Below are 20,873 nucleotides of genomic sequence, written 5' to 3'. Positions count from 1 at the left end.
GTCTTCGATACGTCTTCTATAATCCGCCGCCATGAGTACAGCGGCAGCGAACACGACACAGGCGGCTCCGGCGGACAAGCCGCGTTGGCGCGACATTCTGGCCAGTCCGAAGATGATCGCCATCATGGCGCTCGGTGCCGCTTCGGGTTTTCCGAATCAGATCACCGAAAGTGCGTTACAGGCCTGGTTGAAGGACAGCGGCGCGACCAACACCACCATCGGTGTGCTGTCCTACGTGGCGTTGCCTTACCTGTTCAAATTCCTGTGGGCGCCGGTGGTCGATCGCTATCCGTTGCCGTTGTTGGGCCGACGCCGTGGCTGGATCATGCTTACGCAGTTGGCGCTGGCGGTGGCCATCGGGGTGTTCGCCTTGCAGAACCCCTCCGTGTCACTTGCGCCCATCGCCATTTGCGCCGTCGTCATCGTGTTCTTCTCGGCGACCCAGGACATCGCCATCGATGCCTATCGCACCGACGTTTCGCAGCCGCATGAGCGCGGGCTGGCGGCAGCGGCCACCAATCTCGGTTATCGAACCTCGGCCTGGGTGGCCTCGGCGTTCGCGCTGATCGTGGCGGATTTTTTCGGTTGGAAGCCGGCGTTCCTGATTCTGGGCGCGGTCATGGCAGCGTTCTGTGTCGCGACGCTGTTGGCTCCCGAGCCACACTATGAGCATCAGCCGCCGCGTAGCTTGCGCGAGTCGTTGGTTGTGCCGTTGCGAGAGCTGCTGGGCACTCCCAGTGCCATCGCATTCATCGCCCTGGTGATCCTGTTCAAGGTCGGCGATGCGTTCGCGCTACGTTTGTTCACGCCGTTCATGATGGACGTGGGCTTCACCAAGACCGAGATCGCGCTGGTATTGAAGGCGCTGTTCACAGCGAGCGCCATCGTCGGTGCCATCCTTGGCGGCGTAGCGATGGTGCGCTTGGGATTGCTGAAATCGATGCTGATTTTCGGTGTGCTCCAGGCCGCGTCGAATTTTCTTTACTACGCATTGGCCCTGACGGGCAAAAACTACCCGCTGATGGTGATGGCGGTGAGCATCGACAATATCGCCGGCGCGATGGGCAACATCGCGGCGGTGGCACTCATCATGGCTTTGTGTGACGTACGCTACAGCGCCTTCCAATACGCATTGCTGTCGGCGTTTGCTTTGACGCCACGCTATGTGCTCGGCGGCCCCGCGGGCTGGTTGGCCGATAAGGCCGGCTGGGACACGTACTATGTGGTCAGCGTATTGCTCGCGCTGCCAGGCTTGTTGCTGGTGTGGCTGATGCGAAACCAGATCAAGCAGCTCGATCAGCCGCGGCCATGACGGCCGCGGGCGTAAGTTATAACTTGAGTTAAGGACGATTGCTTCAGAGGTCCCGCGGCGCCGGCCACTCGGAATAACCCGAGGCTTCGGACCGATCCAAGCTCATCAAGGGATCGGTCCAGGCACTGCTGGTGGCGGTGATTTCGCGCTCCGACTCGTAGTCCTCCGGCTCGACATCCACTGAGCCGGTCCAGTCCTCCGGGGCCTGTGCTTCTTCGAAGTCCTGTTCGTTCCAGGATTCCAGATCGAACTCTTCCAGCGTGCCGTCGAAGTGTTGGATTTCGACGGTGTCGTCATCGCGATCCACCGCGACCACTTCGAACAGTGCGCCGTTGATGCGGCGATACCAATCACCCACGACCGGACTCGGCGAAGTCATTGACCATCCTCCAACGGGGAAAGCGGCAACGGTCCTTGCGGACAGCATTTGTTTTAGTCCTGCGCCGCGCTGGATTCAAGAGGGATTTTTTCTGCAAGGCATCAAGTTGCGCGCCGGAAATTCGGCTTTGAATTCACCCTCACAAGCAGTGGTGCCAGCTACGCAACGTGAATTATTTTCTGTGCGTCAAGAATGTGACTTTTTTGTAATCGTGCTTGGAATAGTTCTTACGGCGCGGCGGGATCGAGTCGGCGATAACTCAAATCCCAGACACCGTGACCGAGGCGCTGGCCACGTCGTTCGAAACGCGTGAGTGGCCGCTCCTCGTTGCGAGTGACGAAGCCGGTTTCAGCCGCTTCGTTAGCAAACAACGGCGAGGCATCGAGCACTTCGCGCATATGCATGGCGTAATGTTCCCAGTCCGTCGCCAGGCGCAGTGTGCCGCCGATGGCGAGCGAGCGTGCCAGGATCTCGACAAACTCCGGCTGAATCAGGCGCCGCTTGTGATGGCGTTTCTTGTGCCATGGGTCGGGAAAGAAAATATGAATCAGCTGTAGCGAGCCGGGCGCGAGCTGTTGTTGTAAGACATCGACAGCGTCGTGACAGATCACGCGTAGATTGCTGAGTCCTGCTGTTTCCGCGCCCAGCAACAAGTGACCGACGCCGGGCTTGTGAACTTCGACGCCGATGCAGTCCAGCTCGGGATGCGCTTGCGCGAACGCCAACATGGCCTCGCCGGCACCGAAGCCGATCTCCAGCATGCGTGGCGCGCGGCGGCCGAATGTTTGATCCAGATCAAGCGGCTGCGCACTGAACTCGATCCCGTACTTGGGCCACAGCTCTTCCAAAGCGCGCTGTTGGCCGACGGTGGCGCGGCCGGCGCGAATCACGAAGCTACGGATGGAGCGGCGCGAGGCAGGTGGGCTCGCGGGATTGTCTGGGGACGAAGCGTCGGTCATTTCTGAATATGGTCGTAAAGCAATTTTGCAGCCGAGTGCAGCGGTGCCCCGGTGCGAATACAAAGAAACAATTGACGTTGCGCCCAGGCATCGGTGAGTGGCACCGACGCCAGCGACAACGAACGGATGTAAGCGCTAGTGGCGGCGCGCGGCACGATGCTCACGCCTAAGCCGGCAGCCACCATGGCGCAGGCGGCGTCGAAGCTAGTGACTTGCACTCGCCAGTTCAGCGAGCGATCCGCTTCCATGGCAGCGCGCGTCAACAATCGATGCAGCGAGCTGCTGGCATGCAGACCGACGAACGGCTCGTCGAGCAATTCGGCGAACGACAACGAGCTGCGTTTGGCCAACGGATGATTGGCTTGCAACACCACGATCAAATCGTCGTTACGAAAGGGCACGGTGCTCAGACCGTCGATGGCCGGCAGTTCGCTGACGATGCCCAAGTCAGCAGAGTTGTCCGCCACGGCCGCCGCGATGGCCGAGCTGACGTGCTCTTCCAGATGCACATGAATGTCCGGGTGCTGCTGGGCGAACGACGCCAGCGCATTGGGCAGGAATTCGACGATGGCGGAAATGTTTGCAAACATGCGCACATAGCCGCGCGTGCCCGAGGCGTGACGACGCATCTCGTCGTCCAATTGAGCGGCTTGATGGAGCAGCACACGGGCTCTTGCCAATAACGCATGGCCGGCGGCGGTCAACTCCACACCTTTCGCACCGCGCAGCAATAGCGGGGCGCCCAAGTTGTCTTCGAGGTCGGAGACGCGCTTGCTGACCGCCGAGGCGACGGTGTGGGAACGTTCAGCGGCGCGCGCGATGCTGCCCGCATCGGCGACGGCCACGAACAATTCCAGGTCACGTAAATCGAATCTGAGAGCCACTAGACTTAGGCGGGGTGAGGCGAGGGCTGCGAGTATAGCCGCCGCGGCCCGGCCGGCGGCGATTGATCGGCGCCGGGCGAATCCCTAGAATCGGCCGGGCGCGGGTGTAGCTCAGTTGGTAGAGCACAAGTTTCCCAAACTTGAGGTCGCGGGTTCGAGACCCGTCGCCCGCTCCATTTCCGGCCCGTCCGGGCGGATCAGCAAGCCATGTCCACCAGTGCCTCGGTAGCGTGCTGCCGTTGGCCCGTGGTGCTTTGTCAGGGGGATAGCCGTAGATGACCGCCAGCCGTCGCGATTTTCTAGTGGGAACCGGTGCCGCCATTGCTGTGGCCAATCTGCCGGTCAGTGCGCACGCCGCCGACGCCGACAAGGCCACCGAAGCCCTGCTGGCCGAGATGGCCGAAGAGTTGCTGGTCGACTATCCCGAGAGCGCCACCGGGCTGGGGATCGACACCGGCGCGCGTGCGGCATTGAAAGCTAAATTGACCGACCGCTCCGTCGAAGGGCAGCGCGCGATTGCGCAGCGGGCCGCGAAACGGCTGCAGCGCCTGAAGGCTATCGACACCTCGCATCTGAGCGACGCGACGCGCATCGATGTCGATGTCATGCGCACCTCGCATGAGTTCGCCAGCGAAGGCTTTGCTTTTCCCTATGGCGATGTCGCTACGTTGAATCAGAACTGGTCGTATCGAAACGCGCCCTATGTGGTCGCGCAGAACACCGGTGCTTTCCTCGAAATCCCGAGCATGATGGACACGCGCCACACTGTTGAGACGCGTGCGGATGCCGATGCATATCTATCTCGATTGGAAGCGTACGCCGGCCAGATCGATGGTGAGACCGCGCGCCTGAAGGCCGCAGCCTCGCAGGGCGTGATCGCTCCTGACTTTCTGCTCGACAAGACGCTTAGTCAGCTGCGCATGGCCAGCGGCGGCAACATCGCCGAATGGACGCTGGTGACGTCGCTAGCCAATCGGACCAAGAACATTCCTGGTGACTACGCGGCCAAGGCGGCCAAGATCGCGAAAGATAAAATCGCGCCGGCGCTACAGCGTCAACTCGCCGAGCTGCAAGCTCATCGCAAGCGCGCTACCAGCGACGCCGGTGTCTGGAAACTTCCGAAAGGCGACGAGTACTACGCATGGGCGTTGAGTGCCGCGACCACCACGCGCATGACGCCGGATCAAATTCACGAACTCGGTCAGCAAGAGTTGCGTGCGTTGCAAGCTGAGATGGATGTGATTCTCAAGGCGCAAGGTCTCACGCAAGGTACGGTGGGCGAGCGCATGACCGAGCTGGGCAAGCAGGCGCGCTTCCAATTCCCCGAAGGCGATAAGGGGCGCGAACAGATCATGGCGTTGCTGCATGATCGAGTGAAGGATATTCGCACGCGGCTGCCACGTGCATTCGCGACGCTCGTGCCGGGAAATCTGCAGATTCAACGCATGGCGCCGGAAGTCGAACCGGGTGCGCCAGGCGCGTACGGCGGTGCCGGCACCATCGACGGCAAAGTGCCAGGCAAGTTCTGGATCAATTTGCGCACCACGGATCTGTGGACCACTTATTCGTTGCCGACACTGACCTATCACGAGTCCATTCCCGGGCATGTGTGGCAGGGCGAATATACATTCAAGTTGCCGTTGTTCCGTTCATTGCTGGCGTTCAATGCGTTTGCCGAAGGCTGGGCGCTGTATGCCGAGCAGCTCGCTGCCGAGCTGGGTGTTTACGACAACGATCCAGTCGGCCGTCTCGGCTATCTGCAATCCATTGCGTTCCGAGCTTGTCGCTTGGTCGTCGATACCGGCTTGCATGCCAAGCGTTGGACGCGGCAGCAAGCCATCGAATGGTTTGCCAAGACCAATGGCTCGGGCTTGGAAGAAGTCACCAGCGAAGTCGATCGTTACTGCGCGTGGCCTGGTCAGGCGTGCGGCTACAAGGTGGGTCACAGCGAGATCAACCGCCTGCGCAAGAAAGCCCAACAGGCGCTCGGCACCAAGTTCGACTTCCGCAAATTCAACGACGCTGTGGTGCAAGGCGGTGATGTGCCGATGGTGGTCCTGGCACGCAGCATCGATGGGTTCATCGCCAAAGGTTAGTTTTGCCGGGACCCTCGGTCCCTGTGACGAATGTTGAGAAGAAAATGCGAATCGCGACTTACAACGTCAACAGTGTTCACGCTCGCTTGCCCAGCCTGCAGCGCTGGCTACAGGAAACCTCGCCCGACGTGGCGTGCTTGCAGGAACTGAAAACGCCTAGCGAAAAGTTTCCTGAAGCCGCCATCCGTGAGTTGGGTTACGGCGTGATCTGGCACGGACAAAAGAGTTACAACGGCGTGGCGATTCTCGCCAAAGGTTGCGAACCGACTGAGATTCGACGCGCGTTGCCTGGCGACCAGGAAGATTCACACAGTCGTTATATCGAAGCCGTGGTGCGCGACGTGACCATCGGATGTTTGTATTTGCCGAACGGCAATCCGGCGCCCGGCGACAAGTTCGATTACAAACTGCGTTGGCTCGAGCGGCTGCGCCTGCATGCCGCCGAGCTGGTGAAAAGCGACAGCCCGGTCGTGCTGGCCGGCGACTACAACGTCATTCCCACCGGCAACGATGTTTACAAGCCCGAGCGTTGGGTGGATGACGCCTTGTTTCGCGTCGAGACGCGCGAAGCGTTCGGTCGTATCGTCGAGCAAGGCTGGGTGGATTCGATCCGTCACCTGCATCCCGAAGCGACCATCTACACATACTGGGATTATTTCCGGAACGCTTACGGCCGGGATGCCGGACTGCGCATCGATCATTTGTTGTTGAATGCGACCGCGACCCAGAGGCTCAAAGCCGCAGGTGTGGATCGCGACGTGCGCGGCTGGGAAAAGCCCAGCGACCACGCGCCGACCTGGATCGAACTGATCGACTAATAATCGGCGCGCACTTGCTCCGCGCCTGCTACCGGCTCTAAGCTCAGGCAACTCTCCCGCCTGAAACTTATTCCTGGCCCGATGTTTCGTTGGCGCAAACAAGTCACAGCACCGTCCGTGCCGGCGCCGTCAGGCGCCGACCCGGTGGAATTTCTGGTGCATCTGGACCGGCGCTATCGCCGGCCGTTGACCAGTTATTTCGAAAAGCGCATTCGCGAAGCCTACGACATCGACGACCTGGTGCAGGAAGTGTTCATCCGCCTGGCGCACCGGCCCAACTTCGACAACATCGAGTATTTGGAAGGTTATGTCTTCCAAGTGGCCGCCAACGTGATCCGGGACCGGGTGCGGCGCCGGGCCGTCCGGCATGCCGGCGAACATGATCCGCTGGAAAATTGTGAGTTACCCACTAACGATTTTTCGCCGGAGCGCGTCTTACAAGGTAGGCAGTTGCTGGATCGGGCGCTCGGGTCGTTGCTCGAGCTGCCGGCGCGCACCCGCCATGTATTCGTTTTGCGGCTCTATGAAGGTATGAAACAGGAGGAGATTGCAGCCAGCCTGCAGATCAGCGTCGAAAGCGTGCGTTTTCATTTGCGGCGTGCCAAGGAACATATGGCGCGTGGTTTGGAGAAGTGAGCATGGAAACGGCACACGAAGACGCCTACGCGGCGGCGGCGGAATGGCACAGTCGTCTCGATGAGGACGACTCGGCTCGCACCTACGCTGAATTCGATGCGTGGCTGAGCGCAGATCCGCGCAACAAGGCCGCATTCGAAGCGGTCGAGCAAACGTGGTCGTCGTTATCGGCGGCCCGAGTGGATGCGCGCGTCCTGAAAATGCGTCGTGAAGCGCTAAGCGCTACGCATCGGCTACGTTTCTTCCGTGTCGCCACTGCCGCTGCGGTGGTGGGCGTTGCGGTGGCCATCGCGTACGCCGTGGCTCCGCTGGTTCGCGATGTCGATACTGCATCGCCGGCCATCATCATGGGCTCGGTCACCGAAGGCGGCGCGTTCCGTACCGCTGTCGGCGAGCGTTCCACGATCACTCTGTCCGATGGTTCTTCGGTGGTGTTGAACACCAACAGCCGCATCGATGTGCGCTTCACGCCCGAGCGGCGAAGCGTGCGCTTGCTGGCCGGCCAGGCGTGGTTCCAGGTGGCCAAGAATCCGAATCGGCCGTTCGTGGTCGAAGCGGGCGATCGACGCGTAACTGCGTTGGGCACCGCGTTCGATGTGCGAATGGACAGTCGCGACTCGGTGCAGGTCACGCTCGCCGAAGGTAAGGTCTCGGTCGAGCCCATCCTTTCGCCATTGGCTCGTTTGATCAACGCGCCGCCCGTGCCCGAACTGCTAGTGGCCGGCGAAGCGCTGATCGTTTCCGATGACGCCTCCGTGGAAAAGCGCAAAGCGGACGTCGCCAAGGTAGTGAGCTGGCGTCAAGGCCAAGTGGTCTTCGATAACGACACACTCGAAGCGGCCATTGCCGAGATCAATCGATATTCCGCTACACGCATCGAACTGGCCGACCCGGAGCTTGGGCAGTTGCGCGTTAGCGGCGTCTTCAAAGCAGGTCATAGCGAAAGTTTTGTCGAGACCGTCACCGGTCATTACCCGCTGCAGGTCGCTGCGCGCGAGCCTTCACGTATCTTGCTGACCGGCGGGCAGTAATCTCCCCACGTAAAAGCCCATATAAACAATTTGGGCGAACTGTTTAACAGTTTTGTACTGGCCTGCGTCTTACTGGTTGAGGGTGGAGTGTGAGTAACGCTTTACCCCACATACAACACCAGAATGGGGAGTACGGTCCATGCAGAACGCAGTGGCGGCGCGACCGCATCTGAAGGCAATCATCGCATGCGTGCTGGCCGCCGCAGGCGTTGCGCCGAGCTTGTCACAGGCGGTAGCCGCGACACATCCGGAACCGCGAACGTTCAATATCGAAGCGCAGGATCTGGGCAGCGCGCTCAAAGCGTTCGCATTCCAGAGCAATCGTGAGATTTTCTTTGCGCCCGAGCTCACACAGGGCAAACAGACTCATGGCGTCATCGGTCGTTATGACGATCTGGACGCGCTCAAACGCATCCTGGCCGACACCGGCCTGACTTACTCGGTCACCGATTCCAATGCGATTCTGGTGCGCGATTCTTCCAATGTGACTTCGCGGCCGGCGGCTCATGTGCGAAACGCAGCGGCCGTGCATCTGGCTCGCGCCGAGATGAACACTCAGGCTGAACCGCAAGCGGCGACGCCAACTCGCAATGCTACGGCAGCGTCGGGCTCGACCGCTGCGTCAGAAGACAACGATTCGATTTATGAGGTCATCGTCACCGCCACCAAGCGTCCTGAGCGTGCGCGAGATATCGCCGGCTCGGTGTCTGCCATGTCGGGTGCGCAGCTCGAAGCCATCGGTGCGCAGAGCTTCCAGGATTACCTGTCGCGCACACCTGGCGTCGTGTTCAATGCCGGTCCGTTGGGTGATTCCACTGCCATCATTCGTGGTGTCGGCACTTCGGTGGGCAAGGATCAGGGCCAGGGCCCGACCGGCTATTACATCAATGAAATTCCGCTGACCGAACCCGGCTACGCCATCGCCATTCCCGACGTCGATACTTTCGACGTGGAGCGAGTGGAAGTGTTGCGCGGTCCGCAAGGGACATTGTTCGGCTCTTCCGCGCTCGGTGGTGCCATCAACTTCGTTGCACATCAAGCGAGCACCGAAGGTTTCGACGCGGCCATTCAAACGTCGGCCAGCAGCACTCATCACAGCGATGGCAACACCAACTACTCCGGCAAGGGCATGATCAACATTCCCTTGGGAGATACGTTTGCGATTCGCGGCGTTGCTTACTATCGAACCGAAGCGGGTTATCTGGACAACCGCGGCACCGGTCGCAAGGCGAGCAACGAGCAGACCGACAAGGGCGGTCGTTTCTCCGCAGTGTGGACTCCGAGCGAAAGCACCAAGCTCGCGCTGTTCAATCTTTACGACAAGAACAATACGCCGGACTTCGGCTATCGCTATCCGGAGCTCGGCGAGTTCGCCCGTAACACCGTCGTGCCCGAGCCGGTGGGTTACGAGTTGCAGCTGCATAGCTTGCGACTCGATCAGGATCTCGGCTTCGCCACGTTGACCGCGCTCGGCGGCTACAGTGAAAAGAAGCGCAGCCTGACCAACGACTACACCGAGTTCTATGGTGCCGGCCTGCCGAATCCCACGCCTTACTTCGACAAAGGTAAGAGCGACAGTCGCAGCTTCGAGTTGCGCCTGGCGTCGCCCAAGGGCGAGCGCTTCGACTACATCGTCGGTGTGATGGGTTCGTCGACCGACAAGACCTTCAACGACTCCATCGTCTCGGAAGGTTCGTACGCCATCTTGGCGCCGATCAGCAATCCGGCCGACCTGCGCGGCGACATGTTCTATTGGGGCGTGGGCAAGATCGACGGCGAAGAAAAGGCCGTGTTCGGTGAAGCCAACTATCGGTTCGCCGACCAGTGGACCTTGACGTTCGGCGGCCGCTACTTCGATACCGAAGTGAACAGTCGTTCGGTCTACTACGGCATCTTCTATCCCGGCTCGTTGGCGCTGCCGCCCGGTCATCAGACCGAAGATGGCTTTGCGCCCAAAGTCTCGATTGCCTGGCGTCGCGATGACGATCTGATGCTGTACGCGTTGGCGTCCAAGGGCTATCGCTTCGGCAACCCCAACACCATCTTCCCGCTGGCCAATTTCGATACGCCGAGCGGTTGGGAAACCGACTCGTTGTGGAACTACGAAGTCGGCGTCCGCAGCACCTTCCTGGATCGTCGGCTGCAGGTCGATCTCACGGTGTTCCTGATCGACTGGAGCGATCTGCAAGTGCGCTTGTATCGTCCCGACGATGTGACTTACGGCACCAACGCCGGTGAGGCACGCAACGTCGGTCAGGAGTTCAGCGGCCTGTGGCGCGTCTCGGATGCGTTCGATCTGACGCTCAACGTCACCCATCTGGATGCGAAGCTCAGCGAGACGGTGGTCAGCAATGCCAACGTGATCTTGCGCGACGGTCAGCAGTTGCCGGGCGCGTCGGAATGGCAGGTGTCGGCGATGGCGACGGCGCGCTTGCCGTTGGCGGCTGAGCCGACCATCACGCTGGCGCATCGTTATCTGTCGGATTCGCCGCAGTCGTTGCAAACGCCGAACCTGCGCATCAACGGGTTCGGTCAAACCGATCTGCGCATCGGTGCCACGTTCAATCAGGTGGGCATCACCGCCTTCGTGAACAACCTGACTGACAAGCGCGGTGTAACGTTCGGCTATGGCGACTTCGGCCTGGGTCTGCAGGACTTCATCATTCGCCCGCGCACCATCGGCGTGTCGCTCGATTGGAAGATGCGCTGAGCATCCCGGGCGAGCACGCGTTCCCCGCGTGTGCTCGCCCGGTTCGACCAACATAAGTCAGCCATTGCGGTCTTTCCCAGATCGCTTGCCGATTATTACCCGTGATAATTTCCAAGCGCGGGGATCCTAAGACCCACTGCTCGCGTTAACAGCCTGGGGCTTCATACCCACTAGCGAGGACGGGCTCGATTGAGCGACGTGCATCCACCGATGTGGCAACGTCTGGCGTGGTACGCCTGCGGCGCGCTGGTGTTGTCGTTGTTACCCGTGCTCAAGTACAGCGAGCTGTGGAGTTCGTTGGCTCGGCCGCAGAAGCTTTCGTTGTTGTTAGTCGTGGCAGCGTTTGGCGCGGCCTGCCTGCTGTCGTTGCTGGTGGATCGTGTGGCCAGTTGGCGCAGCGCCGGGCTGACCTTGATTCGCTCGTTCGCGGTGTTGAGTCTGTTTCTGATCGCGGCGGCAGCGCTGTCGATTTCCTTGCCACGGTATTTGCTGATTCCTTTGGTGATGGCGATTGCGGTCGTGGTGCCGCTGGCGGTCAGCCCTATCGGTTTGCAGCGGTTGCCAGTAGTCGCGGGCGCGGTGGTTGCGATTGGCTTGGCGGCGTACTCGCTGAATCATGTGCATGCCTCGGCCGGCGCCGAGCAAGTGACGCGCGACGCTTACTTCACTACCGCCTTCTATCCCCTGAAGGCCACCATTAGAGAAGGTTGGATTCCCGAGCCGGCCACCCGCGGCGGTGGCATGAGTTTGCTCGGCGATCGGGTGTTGCTCGCTACCGGCGACGGACATTTATATGTGATCGATGCGCCGGCCGAGCGCGGCGGCTTCAAAGTCACGGAGCTGCCCACGCTGGTGCCGTTGAATCGCGAAGAGTTCGCCAAAGCGTTCGGCGGCTCGGCTCGACAACCCAAGCGCTCGCGAGATTGGCACGAAGAAGGCGCACCTAAAGTACAAACATGGCGCTTCCGTGTTGCCGACGTAGTAACAGCCGTCGACGGCGACAACGTCCGCATCTTCGCCTCGCATCACTATTGGAACGCGCAAAACGAATGTGTGGCGGTGAGAGTGTCCGAACTCACCGTACCGTTGCGCAATCTGGAGCAGAGCATTTCATCAGGTCAGTGGTCGACGTTGTATGAGACCACGCCGTGTGTGCCTCTCAAAGGTCCCAACCGTAAGCGCGGCAAGAATCCCTTCAAAGGTGAGGAAGTCGGCGGCGAGATGCTGCTGCTGGAAGCCAACAAGCTGCTGCTGACCTTGGGCGATCAAGGATTCTCCGGCATCGAGTCCAGCCAGGCGTTCTCGCAGGACACCGCCACCGACTATGGCAAGACCCTGCTCATTGATCTGGTCACTCACGAGCGAACCATTTTCACGCTGGGCCATCGCAATCCGCAGGGTATTGCTCAGGGCCGCGACGGCAAACTGTGGTTGACCGAGCATGGGCCGCAAGGCGGCGATGAGCTCAACTTGTTACAAGAGCACGCCAACTTCGGTTGGCCCAATGTGACTTACGGTACTGAGTACGGCGCCACGGCGTGGCCGCTCAGTGCGGCTCAGAACAGTCATGCCGACTATCGCCAACCGACCACGGCCTGGGTGCCGAGCATCGGTGCCTCCGATCTCGCGGTGTTGGGCGACAAGATGTTTCCAATCTGGGCCGGCAATCTATTGGTAGGTTCGTTGTCGTCGCGTTCGTTGTATCGCTTGGCGGTCGCTGAAGATCGCGTCGTGGTGCAGGAGCCGATCGCACTCAATAAACGTGTGCGTGAGATTTTGCAGCTGACCGACGGTCGCTTATTGATTTGGAGCGACGACGCCGCACTCACCACGCTCGAGCCCTCGGCCGGCCAAGATGGCGCCACCTTGTTTGCAACCCAATGCCTGGGTTGTCACGCCGTGGTGGATGGTCAGTCGCATCGGATCGGTCCGGACTTGCTGGGCGTCGTCGGACGGCGCATCGGCCAGGTGCAAGGCTTCGATGAATACTCGCCGGCCATGCGGGCGCAGTCAGGCGCATGGGACGCCGCCAAGCTCGACAAGTTCCTGCAACAGCCGCAAGCCGGCGTGCCGGGCACATCCATGGCTTTCCCGGGCATCGCCGACGCCGAGCACCGCCAGGCCATCATCCAGTATCTGCGCAACCCGCCGGACGCCGAGCAGCGCGACCACTGAGCCGTTATCTAGCATCCCCAAGGTTGCCCCGGCTCGGGGCAGACTTTAAGCTGGCCCGAGCCGGTTCCGAACCCATCTTTCATAACGCGAGCCATCTTGCTGTACCGTCTTTCCTGCGCAGTCGTGCTGTGCCTGTGGTCCGCGCTAGCGTTGTCGGACTATGCCGCCGCTCCCAAGCGGCCCATCGACATCACCGGCTTTTGGGTATTGAACGCCGTTGTCAGCGACGATCCCGAAGCCATGCTGGCCAAGCGGCAGGGCGAGGAGCGGGAGCGTTTCGACAAAATGCGCCGGCGCGAAGAAGACTCCCGGCCGCGGAACATGCCGCCGCCCATCGATGCCGATGCGCCGCCGCCGGACGCACCGGGCAATCGTTCGCGGGGCCCCCGGCCGTGGCAAAAACAACAGCAGGAGAATTTGCTCCGCATGCTTGGCGTGAGCCAGACGCTGGAGATCAAGCAACTGGAGCCGAGGCGATTTGAATTTCTGTCCGCAGTCGACGCGCGGCGCGTGGAGGCGGGCAGCCATACCCAGGTCTCGATGCCCGAAGGTCAGCTCGCCGATTCCTGGGTGGGCTGGGAGGGCGAATGGTTCGTCATGGAGCGCAAGGTGCGCAGCGGACCGCGGGCCTTGGAAAGATTCCGGCTCAGCAAGACCGGCCAGCTCGAGTATGAAATGAAATGGAGCGGCGATAGTGAACTGGCGGGCATGAAAATACGCCGCTTGTACGATCGCCGCACCGGGCCCGCGCCGGCACCGAATCCGGATCGCGGGCCGTTGCGATAGGCGCGGCGCTTAGCTGGCGGAATATCCCATCAGCGCTTTGGTCTCCAGGAATTCCTTGAGACCTTCCTTGCCCCACTCGCGGCCGTTACCGGATTGTTTGTAACCGCCGAACGGCGCGTTGATGTCGGTGGAGGCGCCATTCAGATGCACCATGCCGGTCCGCAGTCTGCGGCCCACCTTGCGCGCATGCTCGATGTCACCCGAGTACACGTAACCGGACAGGCCATACACCGTGTCATTGGCGATGCGCACCGCTTCGTCTTCGGTCTCGTAAGGAATCATCACCAGCACCGGCCCGAAGATTTCTTCGCGCGCAATGGTCATGGTGTTGTTCACGTTGGCGAATACCGTGGGCTTGATGAAGTAGCCCTTGTCGATGCCGTCCGGCCGGCCCGGGCCGCCGATCACCGCGGTGGCACCCTCGTCGATGCCGGTTTGTAACAAGCGTTGAATCTTGTCGAATTGAGTTTTGTTGGCCACCGGGCCCATGGTGACGCCGTCTTTTTTCGGATCGCCGACCACCGGTTTCGCGGCCACGCTCTTGGCGATAGCCACCGCTTCTTCATACAGCTTCTTCGGCACCAGCATGCGCGAAGGTGCGTTACAGGACTGACCGGTGTTGGACATCATCGACAACACGCCGCTCTTCACTGCGGCATTCAGATCGGCGTCGTCCAGAATGATGTTTGCAGATTTGCCGCCGAGTTCTTGCGACACACGCTTCACCGTGTCTGCTGCTGCCTTCGCGACTTGCACGCCCGCACGCGTCGAGCCGGTGAACGACATCATGTCGATGTCCGGATGACGTGACAGCGCCTCGCCGACGGTCGGGCCATCGCCATCGACCATGTTGAACACGCCTTTGGGCACGCCGGCCTCGTGCATGATCTCAGCGAAAATGTGCGCGCTCAGCGGTGCAACTTCACTGGGCTTGAGCACCATCGTGCAACCCGCTGCCAGCGCCGGCCCGACTTTGCAGCCGATTTGATTCAACGGCCAATTCCACGGCGTGATCAAACCGCAAACACCCACCGGTTCGCGACGAACCAAGGTGGTGCCGAGCGCTTCTTCGAACTCGAATTCTTTGAGCGCTGCCAGCGTCGCGATGAAATGACCCAGGCCGCTGCCGGCCTGCGCATTCAGCGCGAATTTGGCCGGCGCACCCATTTCATCGGAAATGGCCGCGGCCACGTCTTTGATGCGGGCCTGGTAAACCTTGATGATTCGTTCGAGCAACGCGACGCGCTCTTCGCGCGACGTTTGTGAAAACGTTTCGAACGCGGTGCGTGCCGCCTTGACGGCCAGATCTACATCCTCGGCGGTACCGAGCATGATCTTGCCGATCTGTTGTTCGGTAGCCGGATTGATGACCGCCAACTCACGACGGCCCGGCGGGGTGACCCAGGCGCCATCGATATAAAACCGCTTGAACTCGTACATGTCGTCCTCCGCCAATGGACCTGCGATCCGCACACCAGAACGGGTACGGCGCAAAAGGGGAGGGCAATGATACTGCAGCGGCGCCGCTAACGGCGCACGTCGCCGCCTTTCTCCGATAACAGCAATTCCACGTCCGCCACGCCCAACAGATTGAAATCCCCGGGAATGGAATGCTTCAGGCAGCCGGCCGCCGCACCGAAATCAATGGCTGCCTGGGGCGTCATTCCGGTCAGCAGACCATGCAGCACGCCGGCCGCGAACGCGTCGCCGCCGCCGATGCGGTCGACGATACTGTGCAAAGGATACGAACGGCTGGTGTAGGTGCTGTTCGAATCGAACAACAAGCCAGTGAGTTGCTGAACGTCGACGCTGTGTCGCGCTCGCTCGGTGCAAACCAAGTAACGCAGTTGCTTGAATGTTTTGAATGCCACATCCGCCGCTTCACGCCGTGCATCCGCGGCGGTGGCTTTGAAACCGAGCATGAACGCGATGTCGCGGTCGTCGCCGAAAATCACATCGGCCTGTTCGCATAGACGAGTCAACAACTGCGGCGCTTCGGGCGAACGCTCGCCCCACAGTCGCGCGCGGAAATTGCAGTCGAAAGAAATCTGCACGCCAGCTTTGCGAGCCGCTTGCATCGCTTGCGCAGCCGCTTCTGCTGTGGCGCTGCTGACTGCCGGCGTAATGCCTGAAACATGCAGCCAACGCGCGTTGGTGAGCAACGACGCCCAATCGTAGGAACTGGCCGGAGCCGCAGAAAAAGCAGAGTTCGCGCGGTCATATAGAACTTCCGCTGGCCGATGCCCCGCACCGTGCGTGAGGAAATACATTCCCATTCGACCGTCGCGAAAATTAATCGTGTCGGTCTCTACGCCATGCCGGCGCAATTCATCGGCGCAAACCCGGCCCAGCGTTGAATCCGGCAACGTGCTGACCACGCGCGTGCGGTGACCGAACTTATGCAAAGAGACGGCAACGTTGGCTTCAGCGCCACCGATGTGAGCATCGAAACGGGGCGATTGCAGCAGCAACTCCTTACCGGGAGCAGACAAGCGCAACAGCACCTCACCGAAGCAAAGGATGGCCTGTTTCATGCGGTTTGATGGGTTCCGTGGGCTGGAGAGTGAGGCGTCAACGGCGCCGATTGTAGGGCGGATCGCGCCAGATTGGGGCGCGGCCAAGGTCGAACCAGGCTCGAAAAGGGGTGTCTTGCCGGCCGCCAGGGTGCTCTGTTAGCCTCTCATTGTCACCGGTGTCATTGCTATGACAGCAACATGCTACCGGTGTCAGAAATCGGGATGGCCAATCGCAAGGGTTGGCACGTCGGCCATACCCGGGCAGCGCAGAGCCCATGGCCGAGATCAGCGGTAGTTAAGGGCGATATGGAATGGGGGTAACGCTCATGTCGAAGCTAGTTCGCCACAGTGCGCTCCGCTTTGCGGTTCGAGCTGTGTTAGGGATGGCGGCACTGTCTGCTGGTGCAACCGCGCTTGCGCAGGAATCATCGGGGCTGACGGCTGCTCAACAGCAGGCTCAGGTGGAAGAGATCGTAGTCACGGGCTATCGCCAGAGCTTGAGCCTGGCACTGGATCAGAAGCGCGAGGCGGTGGGTGCCGTCGACGCCATCGTCGCCGAGGACATCGCCGACTTTCCCGATCTGAATCTGGCTGAATCCATTCAGCGTGTGCCAGGCGTCTCCATCGCACGCGATGCTGGCGAAGGCCGGCAAATCAGCGTCCGCGGCCTGGGGCCGCAGTTCACGCGAGTGCGCATCAACGGCATGGAAGCGATGAGCGCCAACGGCGGCACCGACGCGGCCGGCGGCACCAATCGCGATCGTTCGTTCGACTTCAACACTTTCGCATCCGAGCTGTTCAACAGCATCACGATTCGTAAGACCTCTTCCGCCGAGACGGAAGAAGGTTCGTTGGGTGCGACCGTGGATTTGCGCTCGGCGCGGCCCTTCGATTACGAAGGCTTCACTGTCGTGACCGGCGCGCAAGCCAGTTACAACGACATCAGCGAAGACATTGATCCCCGCGGCGCTTTCCTGATCAGCAACACCTTCGGCGACGGCCGCTTCGGCGCGTTGCTGTCGCTGGCCTATACCGAACGCAAGTTGCTCGATGAAGGCGCGAGCACGGTGCGCTGGCAGAACGCGTTGACTGCCGCCGGCACGGTCGAGCCGCTCGCGGCATTTTCGCCGCTCTCCGACGCGCCTGGCGTAACGGTTGACCAGCTCAACCGGGCATTCCGACCGCGTATTCCTCGCTATGACATTTACGAGCACGACCAGGAACGCCTCGGCGTCACCGGTTCGTTGCAATGGCAAGTGACCGACAGAACCTTGCTCAGCCTGGATGGCATGTTCGCCAAGTTCGACGCCGAACGTCGCGAGATTTTCCTCGAGGCACCGGTGTTCAGTGCCAACGGCGCGGCGGCCATCAACAACGTCAAGGTGCGTCAGGCGCAGATCGATTCGAGCGGCTCGCTGGTGTACGGCGTGTTCGACGATGTCGACATCCGTTCCGAAGCGCGCTTCGACAAGCTGAAGACCGATTTCACGCATCTGACGTTGGAAGGTACGCACAGCTTCAGCGACACACTACGGGTGCGCGGCCTCGTCGGCTATTCCGAGGCCGAGCATGACAATCCGGTGCAAACCACGTTGCTGTTCGATCGCGCCGATGTCGACGGCTACACCTATGACTTCCGCGGTAACAGCCGGTTACCGTTGATCAGCTACGGCAATGCGCCGGTGGACAGCGCATCGGCCTGGACGCTGTCGCAGATTCGTCTGCGTCCGCAAAGTTCATCCAATACTTTCAAGACGACCTCCTTCGACGTGGCTTGGGACGTCAACGATGCAGTCACTGTGAAAGCCGGGCCGCAATACAAGAAGTTCGAGTTCGACACCACCTCGAAGGTACGCTCCAACGGCAGCACCACCGCCCAAGAAAGCGTGATTTCGACAGCGGTGCGCGCCATCTCCATCGCCGATTACAGCCAGTTGACCGGCATCAGCAACAATCTGAGCGTGCCCAACGGCACTGCCACCCGCTGGATCATTCCGAACATCGAGGCCGCCACGCGACTGTTCGGGTTGAACGATCGCAGCTTGTTCCCGCTCGGCATCGAGCCGGCGCTGGGCAACAACTACAGCATCGAAGAGGAAGATCTCGGCGGCTATGTGCAGGCCGACTACAAGACCGAAGTGTGGGGCCGGCCGTTGCGCGCCAACCTGGGCGTGCGCTACGTCGAGACCAAACAAACGTCGTCAGGTTACACGTTCACTTCAGGCTCGCCGCTACTGACCACGGTGGAGCGAACCTACGACGACACGTTGCCGTCGTTGAACGTGGCGATCGACGTGACCGACAACTTTGTGATCCGCGCGGCGGCGGCCAAAGTGATGGTCCGTCCGAACGGCGGCGGTCAAGGCACGGGCTTAGGCATTCTCGCGCCCGGTGCTTCGACCCAGATCAGCGGTGCGAACAAGACGGTGACCGCCGGCAATCCGCTGCTCGATCCGTACCGAGCCAAAGCCTACGACTTGTCGTTCGAATGGTATTTCGCCAAGGACTCGTTGCTGTCGCTCGCCTTGTTCAAGAAGGACATCCAAAGCTTCGTGCAGATCGTGCGCGCCACCGACAGCTTCTCCAACAATCCGCTCGGCTTGCCCGATAGCGTGGCGCTGGCGGCTTGCGGTGCTGCCATTCCGGATCCGGCCACCTGTTTGTCGGGCTGGCAATTCGCGCTGCCGACCAACACCGACGGCGGCGATTTGACCGGCTTCGAAATCAGCTATCAACAGCCGTTCTCGTTCCTGCCAGGCTTCTGGAAAAACTTTGGCTTGATCCTGAATTACACCGGCGTGGAATCGGAGATCGAGTACTTGTCCCAGACCGGCGCAGTGGTCGCTAGAACCGATCTCACTGGTCTGTCGAAGTCGGCTTACAACGCTACCTTGTATTGGGAAAACGAAGCGTTCAGCGCGCGCGTCTCGGCCGCTTATCGCGACGACTTCCTGACGCTGGTGCCGGGCCGCAACCTCAACGATGTCGAAGGCACGATAGAAACATTGAGCATCGACGCCTCCTCGACCTGGTCGGTGACCCCGAATCTGGATCTGACTCTGGAAGCCCTCAACCTGACGGATGAGTTCCAGGATCAGTACTTGGATTCCTCGGGTAATCGCCTGTCCTACTACCACCACCAGGGACGTCAGTACCTGCTGGGTGCGCGCTACAAGTTCTAATAAAAACATCGATGACGACTAGTCCGGCGGCGTCAGCCGCCGGACTCAGTGACGACCGGCAAACGCTCGGACGCGAGTGTCGGTTCGTCGCGGAATGTTAACGATATCATCTGGTCAGGGGGCCTCATGTCGAAGTCAATGCAGCAGTCGCTCAAGCTTCGCGGCGCCGTGCATATTCTGTTAGTAGGTGCAGCGACCGTCGGTAGTGCGAGCGCGCAGGAAGTTGGTCAGAGCGCCAGTTCGACAGCCGCTGTCGAAGAAGTGATCGTCACTGGATATCGCGAGAGTTTGGAACAATCGCTGGATATGAAGCGCGCCACTGCGGGTGCTGTCGACGCGATCTTCGCCGAAGACATCGCCGACTTTCCCGACACCAACCTGGCCGAGTCGGTGCAACGCGTGCCCGGCGTCGCCATCGATCGGGTCGGCGGCGAAGGCCGGCAGATCAGCATTCGCGGCTTGAGCCCTGAATTCTCGCGGGTGCGGATCAACGGCATGGAAGCGCTGACCACGACCAGCGCCACCGATGCGGTCGGTACCAATCGCACCCGTGCGTTCGACTTCAACGTATTCGCGTCCGAGCTGTTCAATCAGATTGCTGTGCGTAAGACGTCCAGCGCAGAGATCGACGAAGGCTCGCTCGGTGCGACTATCGATCTGTTCACCGCACGGCCGCTGGACTTTCAAGGCTTCAAGTTCGTGAGCTCGTATCAACAAGGCTATAACGAGCTATCGGACAAGGCGGATCCTCGCGCGGTCGCGTTGGTCAGCATGAGCAACGACAGCCAGACGTTCGGTGCGTTGTTCTCGGTCGCCTACTCGCGCCGCCAAACTCGCGAAGAGGGAACGCAATCCGGTGGCTGGGAACGCAACACCAACACTGCCACCGATCGTTGGAATAGCGTGCCTGCTGGCGTCAGTGCCGCCGAAGCTACGCGTATCAACAACGCCGTGCACGCGCGCTTTCCTCGCTATGTGAACTTCGAGCACGACCAGGATCGCCTCGGTCTCACCGGTTCTTTGCAATGGAAGCCCGGCGACCACACCACGCTGAGTTTCGATGTGTTGCATTCGAAGCTGGATGCGGAACGTACCGAGCCATTCCTGGAAGCCATCTCGTTCGCGCGTGGCAACGCTACGGGCCGCCGCCAGACCGATGTGCTTGCCTATGAGATCGATGCCAACGGCACCATGACTTACGGCGTGTTCGACAATGTCGACGTGCGCTCGGAGAACCGCCTCGATGAGTGGAACACCGAGTTCAACCAATATTCGTTGTCACTCGACCACGCGTTCTCCGATCGATTCAAGATCAATGCCTTGGTCGGCACGTCCAAGTCGGAGCTGGAGGTGGAGCGCGCCACCACCATCATTCTGGAAAACTTCGAC

Annotated in this window: 15 protein-coding genes and 1 tRNA gene; 11 read left to right on the top strand and 5 right to left on the bottom strand. The window is 60.6% G+C overall.

Features of this window, described 5'->3' with window-relative positions:
* The first annotated feature begins 31 nt into the window (after window positions 1-31).
* Window positions 32-1,312 (top strand): AmpG family muropeptide MFS transporter, encoded by a 1,281-nt coding sequence (locus JNL55_RS18520; RefSeq protein WP_293856903.1) that lies wholly within the window; start codon window positions 32-34, stop codon window positions 1,310-1,312.
* Between the two features lie 43 nt (window positions 1,313-1,355).
* On the opposite strand, the gene JNL55_RS18515 is transcribed toward JNL55_RS18520, so the two are convergent.
* The 3 genes from JNL55_RS18515 to JNL55_RS18505 all read right to left on the bottom strand — a co-directional run bounded on the left by JNL55_RS18515 (window position 1,356) and on the right by JNL55_RS18505 (window position 3,534).
* Window positions 1,356-1,691 carry a DUF6763 family protein gene (locus tag JNL55_RS18515; protein WP_293856900.1) on the bottom strand — a complete coding sequence of 112 codons (336 nt, stop codon included), beginning with the start codon at window positions 1,689-1,691 and terminating at the stop codon, window positions 1,356-1,358.
* A 227-nt stretch (window positions 1,692-1,918) separates the two neighbouring features.
* A complete protein-coding gene (gene trmB, locus JNL55_RS18510; protein WP_293856897.1) occupies window positions 1,919-2,650 on the bottom strand; it encodes a tRNA (guanosine(46)-N7)-methyltransferase TrmB in 732 nt (243 codons plus the stop codon).
* Entirely contained in the window at window positions 2,647-3,534 is an 888-nt protein-coding gene (locus JNL55_RS18505) for a LysR family transcriptional regulator (protein WP_293856894.1), read from the bottom strand. The genes trmB and JNL55_RS18505 overlap by 4 nt, the downstream gene beginning before the upstream one ends.
* A 100-nt stretch (window positions 3,535-3,634) precedes the next feature.
* Between JNL55_RS18505 and JNL55_RS18500 the strand changes: the two genes are divergently transcribed.
* From JNL55_RS18500 to JNL55_RS18465, 8 genes are all read left to right on the top strand, one after another.
* Window positions 3,635-3,710 (top strand) — tRNA-Gly (locus JNL55_RS18500).
* A 99-nt stretch (window positions 3,711-3,809) separates the two neighbouring features.
* A complete protein-coding gene (locus tag JNL55_RS18495) occupies window positions 3,810-5,630 on the top strand; it encodes a DUF885 domain-containing protein (protein ID WP_293856891.1) in 1,821 nt (606 codons plus the stop codon).
* Between the two features lie 44 nt (window positions 5,631-5,674).
* Window positions 5,675-6,448, top strand: coding sequence for an exodeoxyribonuclease III (gene xth / locus JNL55_RS18490; RefSeq protein ID WP_293856888.1), 774 nt, complete (start codon window positions 5,675-5,677; stop codon window positions 6,446-6,448).
* Window positions 6,449-6,529: 81 nt separating this feature from the next.
* Window positions 6,530-7,084 carry an RNA polymerase sigma factor gene (locus JNL55_RS18485; protein WP_293856885.1) on the top strand — a complete coding sequence of 185 codons (555 nt, stop codon included), beginning with the start codon at window positions 6,530-6,532 and terminating at the stop codon, window positions 7,082-7,084.
* Between the two features lie 2 nt (window positions 7,085-7,086).
* Complete coding sequence (locus tag JNL55_RS18480) at window positions 7,087-8,115, top strand: FecR family protein (protein WP_293856882.1); 1,029 nt, start codon at window positions 7,087-7,089, stop codon at window positions 8,113-8,115.
* 139 nt (window positions 8,116-8,254) lie between these two features.
* On the top strand, window positions 8,255-10,825 hold the full coding sequence (locus JNL55_RS18475; RefSeq protein ID WP_293856879.1) for a TonB-dependent receptor domain-containing protein: 2,571 nt from the start codon (window positions 8,255-8,257) through the stop codon (window positions 10,823-10,825).
* A 198-nt stretch (window positions 10,826-11,023) separates the two neighbouring features.
* Window positions 11,024-13,000, top strand: a complete 1,977-nt coding sequence (locus JNL55_RS18470) for a PQQ-dependent sugar dehydrogenase (protein WP_293856963.1) — start codon at window positions 11,024-11,026, stop codon at window positions 12,998-13,000.
* 96 nt (window positions 13,001-13,096) lie between these two features.
* Window positions 13,097-13,786, top strand: coding sequence for a hypothetical protein (locus JNL55_RS18465; protein WP_293856876.1), 690 nt, complete (start codon window positions 13,097-13,099; stop codon window positions 13,784-13,786).
* Between the two features lie 9 nt (window positions 13,787-13,795).
* Here the strand turns inward: JNL55_RS18465 and JNL55_RS18460 are convergent, their stop codons facing one another.
* Window positions 13,796-15,226, bottom strand: a complete 1,431-nt coding sequence (locus JNL55_RS18460; RefSeq protein WP_293856873.1) for an aldehyde dehydrogenase family protein — start codon at window positions 15,224-15,226, stop codon at window positions 13,796-13,798.
* A gap of 86 nt (window positions 15,227-15,312) precedes the next feature.
* The gene (locus JNL55_RS18455; protein ID WP_293856870.1) at window positions 15,313-16,320 is read right to left on the bottom strand and encodes a sugar kinase; all 1,008 of its coding nucleotides are present in this window, start codon (window positions 16,318-16,320) and stop codon (window positions 15,313-15,315) included.
* Window positions 16,321-16,628: 308 nt separating this feature from the next.
* Between JNL55_RS18455 and JNL55_RS18450 the strand changes: the two genes are divergently transcribed.
* Together JNL55_RS18450 and JNL55_RS18445 are read left to right on the top strand one after the other, a co-directional pair.
* Window positions 16,629-19,484: a TonB-dependent receptor gene (locus JNL55_RS18450; RefSeq protein ID WP_293856867.1), complete on the top strand. Its 2,856-nt coding sequence runs from the start codon at window positions 16,629-16,631 to the stop codon at window positions 19,482-19,484.
* A gap of 126 nt (window positions 19,485-19,610) precedes the next feature.
* Window positions 19,611-20,873: TonB-dependent receptor (locus JNL55_RS18445; RefSeq protein WP_293856864.1), on the top strand; the 1,263-nt coding region annotated here is incomplete at its 3' end.

The sequence above is a fragment of the Steroidobacter sp. genome, assembly GCF_016790065.1.
In the GTDB taxonomy this organism is placed as follows: Bacteria; Pseudomonadota; Gammaproteobacteria; order Steroidobacterales; family Steroidobacteraceae; genus Steroidobacter.
Note: the sequence above shows the minus strand (reverse complement) of the source record. Positions and strands in the feature narration are given on the sequence as shown.

Coding starts and splice junctions, on each gene's coding strand:
- JNL55_RS18480 (WP_293856882.1), top strand. CDS start 7,087: ATGGAAACGGCACACGAAGACGCCTACGCGGCGGCGGCGGAATGGCAC.
- xth (WP_293856888.1), top strand. CDS start 5,675: ATGCGAATCGCGACTTACAACGTCAACAGTGTTCACGCTCGCTTGCCC.
- JNL55_RS18515 (WP_293856900.1), bottom strand. CDS start 1,691: ATGACTTCGCCGAGTCCGGTCGTGGGTGATTGGTATCGCCGCATCAAC.
- JNL55_RS18450 (WP_293856867.1), top strand. CDS start 16,629: ATGTCGAAGCTAGTTCGCCACAGTGCGCTCCGCTTTGCGGTTCGAGCT.
- JNL55_RS18485 (WP_293856885.1), top strand. CDS start 6,530: ATGTTTCGTTGGCGCAAACAAGTCACAGCACCGTCCGTGCCGGCGCCG.
- JNL55_RS18455 (WP_293856870.1), bottom strand. CDS start 16,320: ATGAAACAGGCCATCCTTTGCTTCGGTGAGGTGCTGTTGCGCTTGTCT.
- JNL55_RS18520 (WP_293856903.1), top strand. CDS start 32: ATGAGTACAGCGGCAGCGAACACGACACAGGCGGCTCCGGCGGACAAG.
- JNL55_RS18475 (WP_293856879.1), top strand. CDS start 8,255: ATGCAGAACGCAGTGGCGGCGCGACCGCATCTGAAGGCAATCATCGCA.
- JNL55_RS18460 (WP_293856873.1), bottom strand. CDS start 15,226: ATGTACGAGTTCAAGCGGTTTTATATCGATGGCGCCTGGGTCACCCCG.
- trmB (WP_293856897.1), bottom strand. CDS start 2,650: ATGACCGACGCTTCGTCCCCAGACAATCCCGCGAGCCCACCTGCCTCG.
- JNL55_RS18495 (WP_293856891.1), top strand. CDS start 3,810: ATGACCGCCAGCCGTCGCGATTTTCTAGTGGGAACCGGTGCCGCCATT.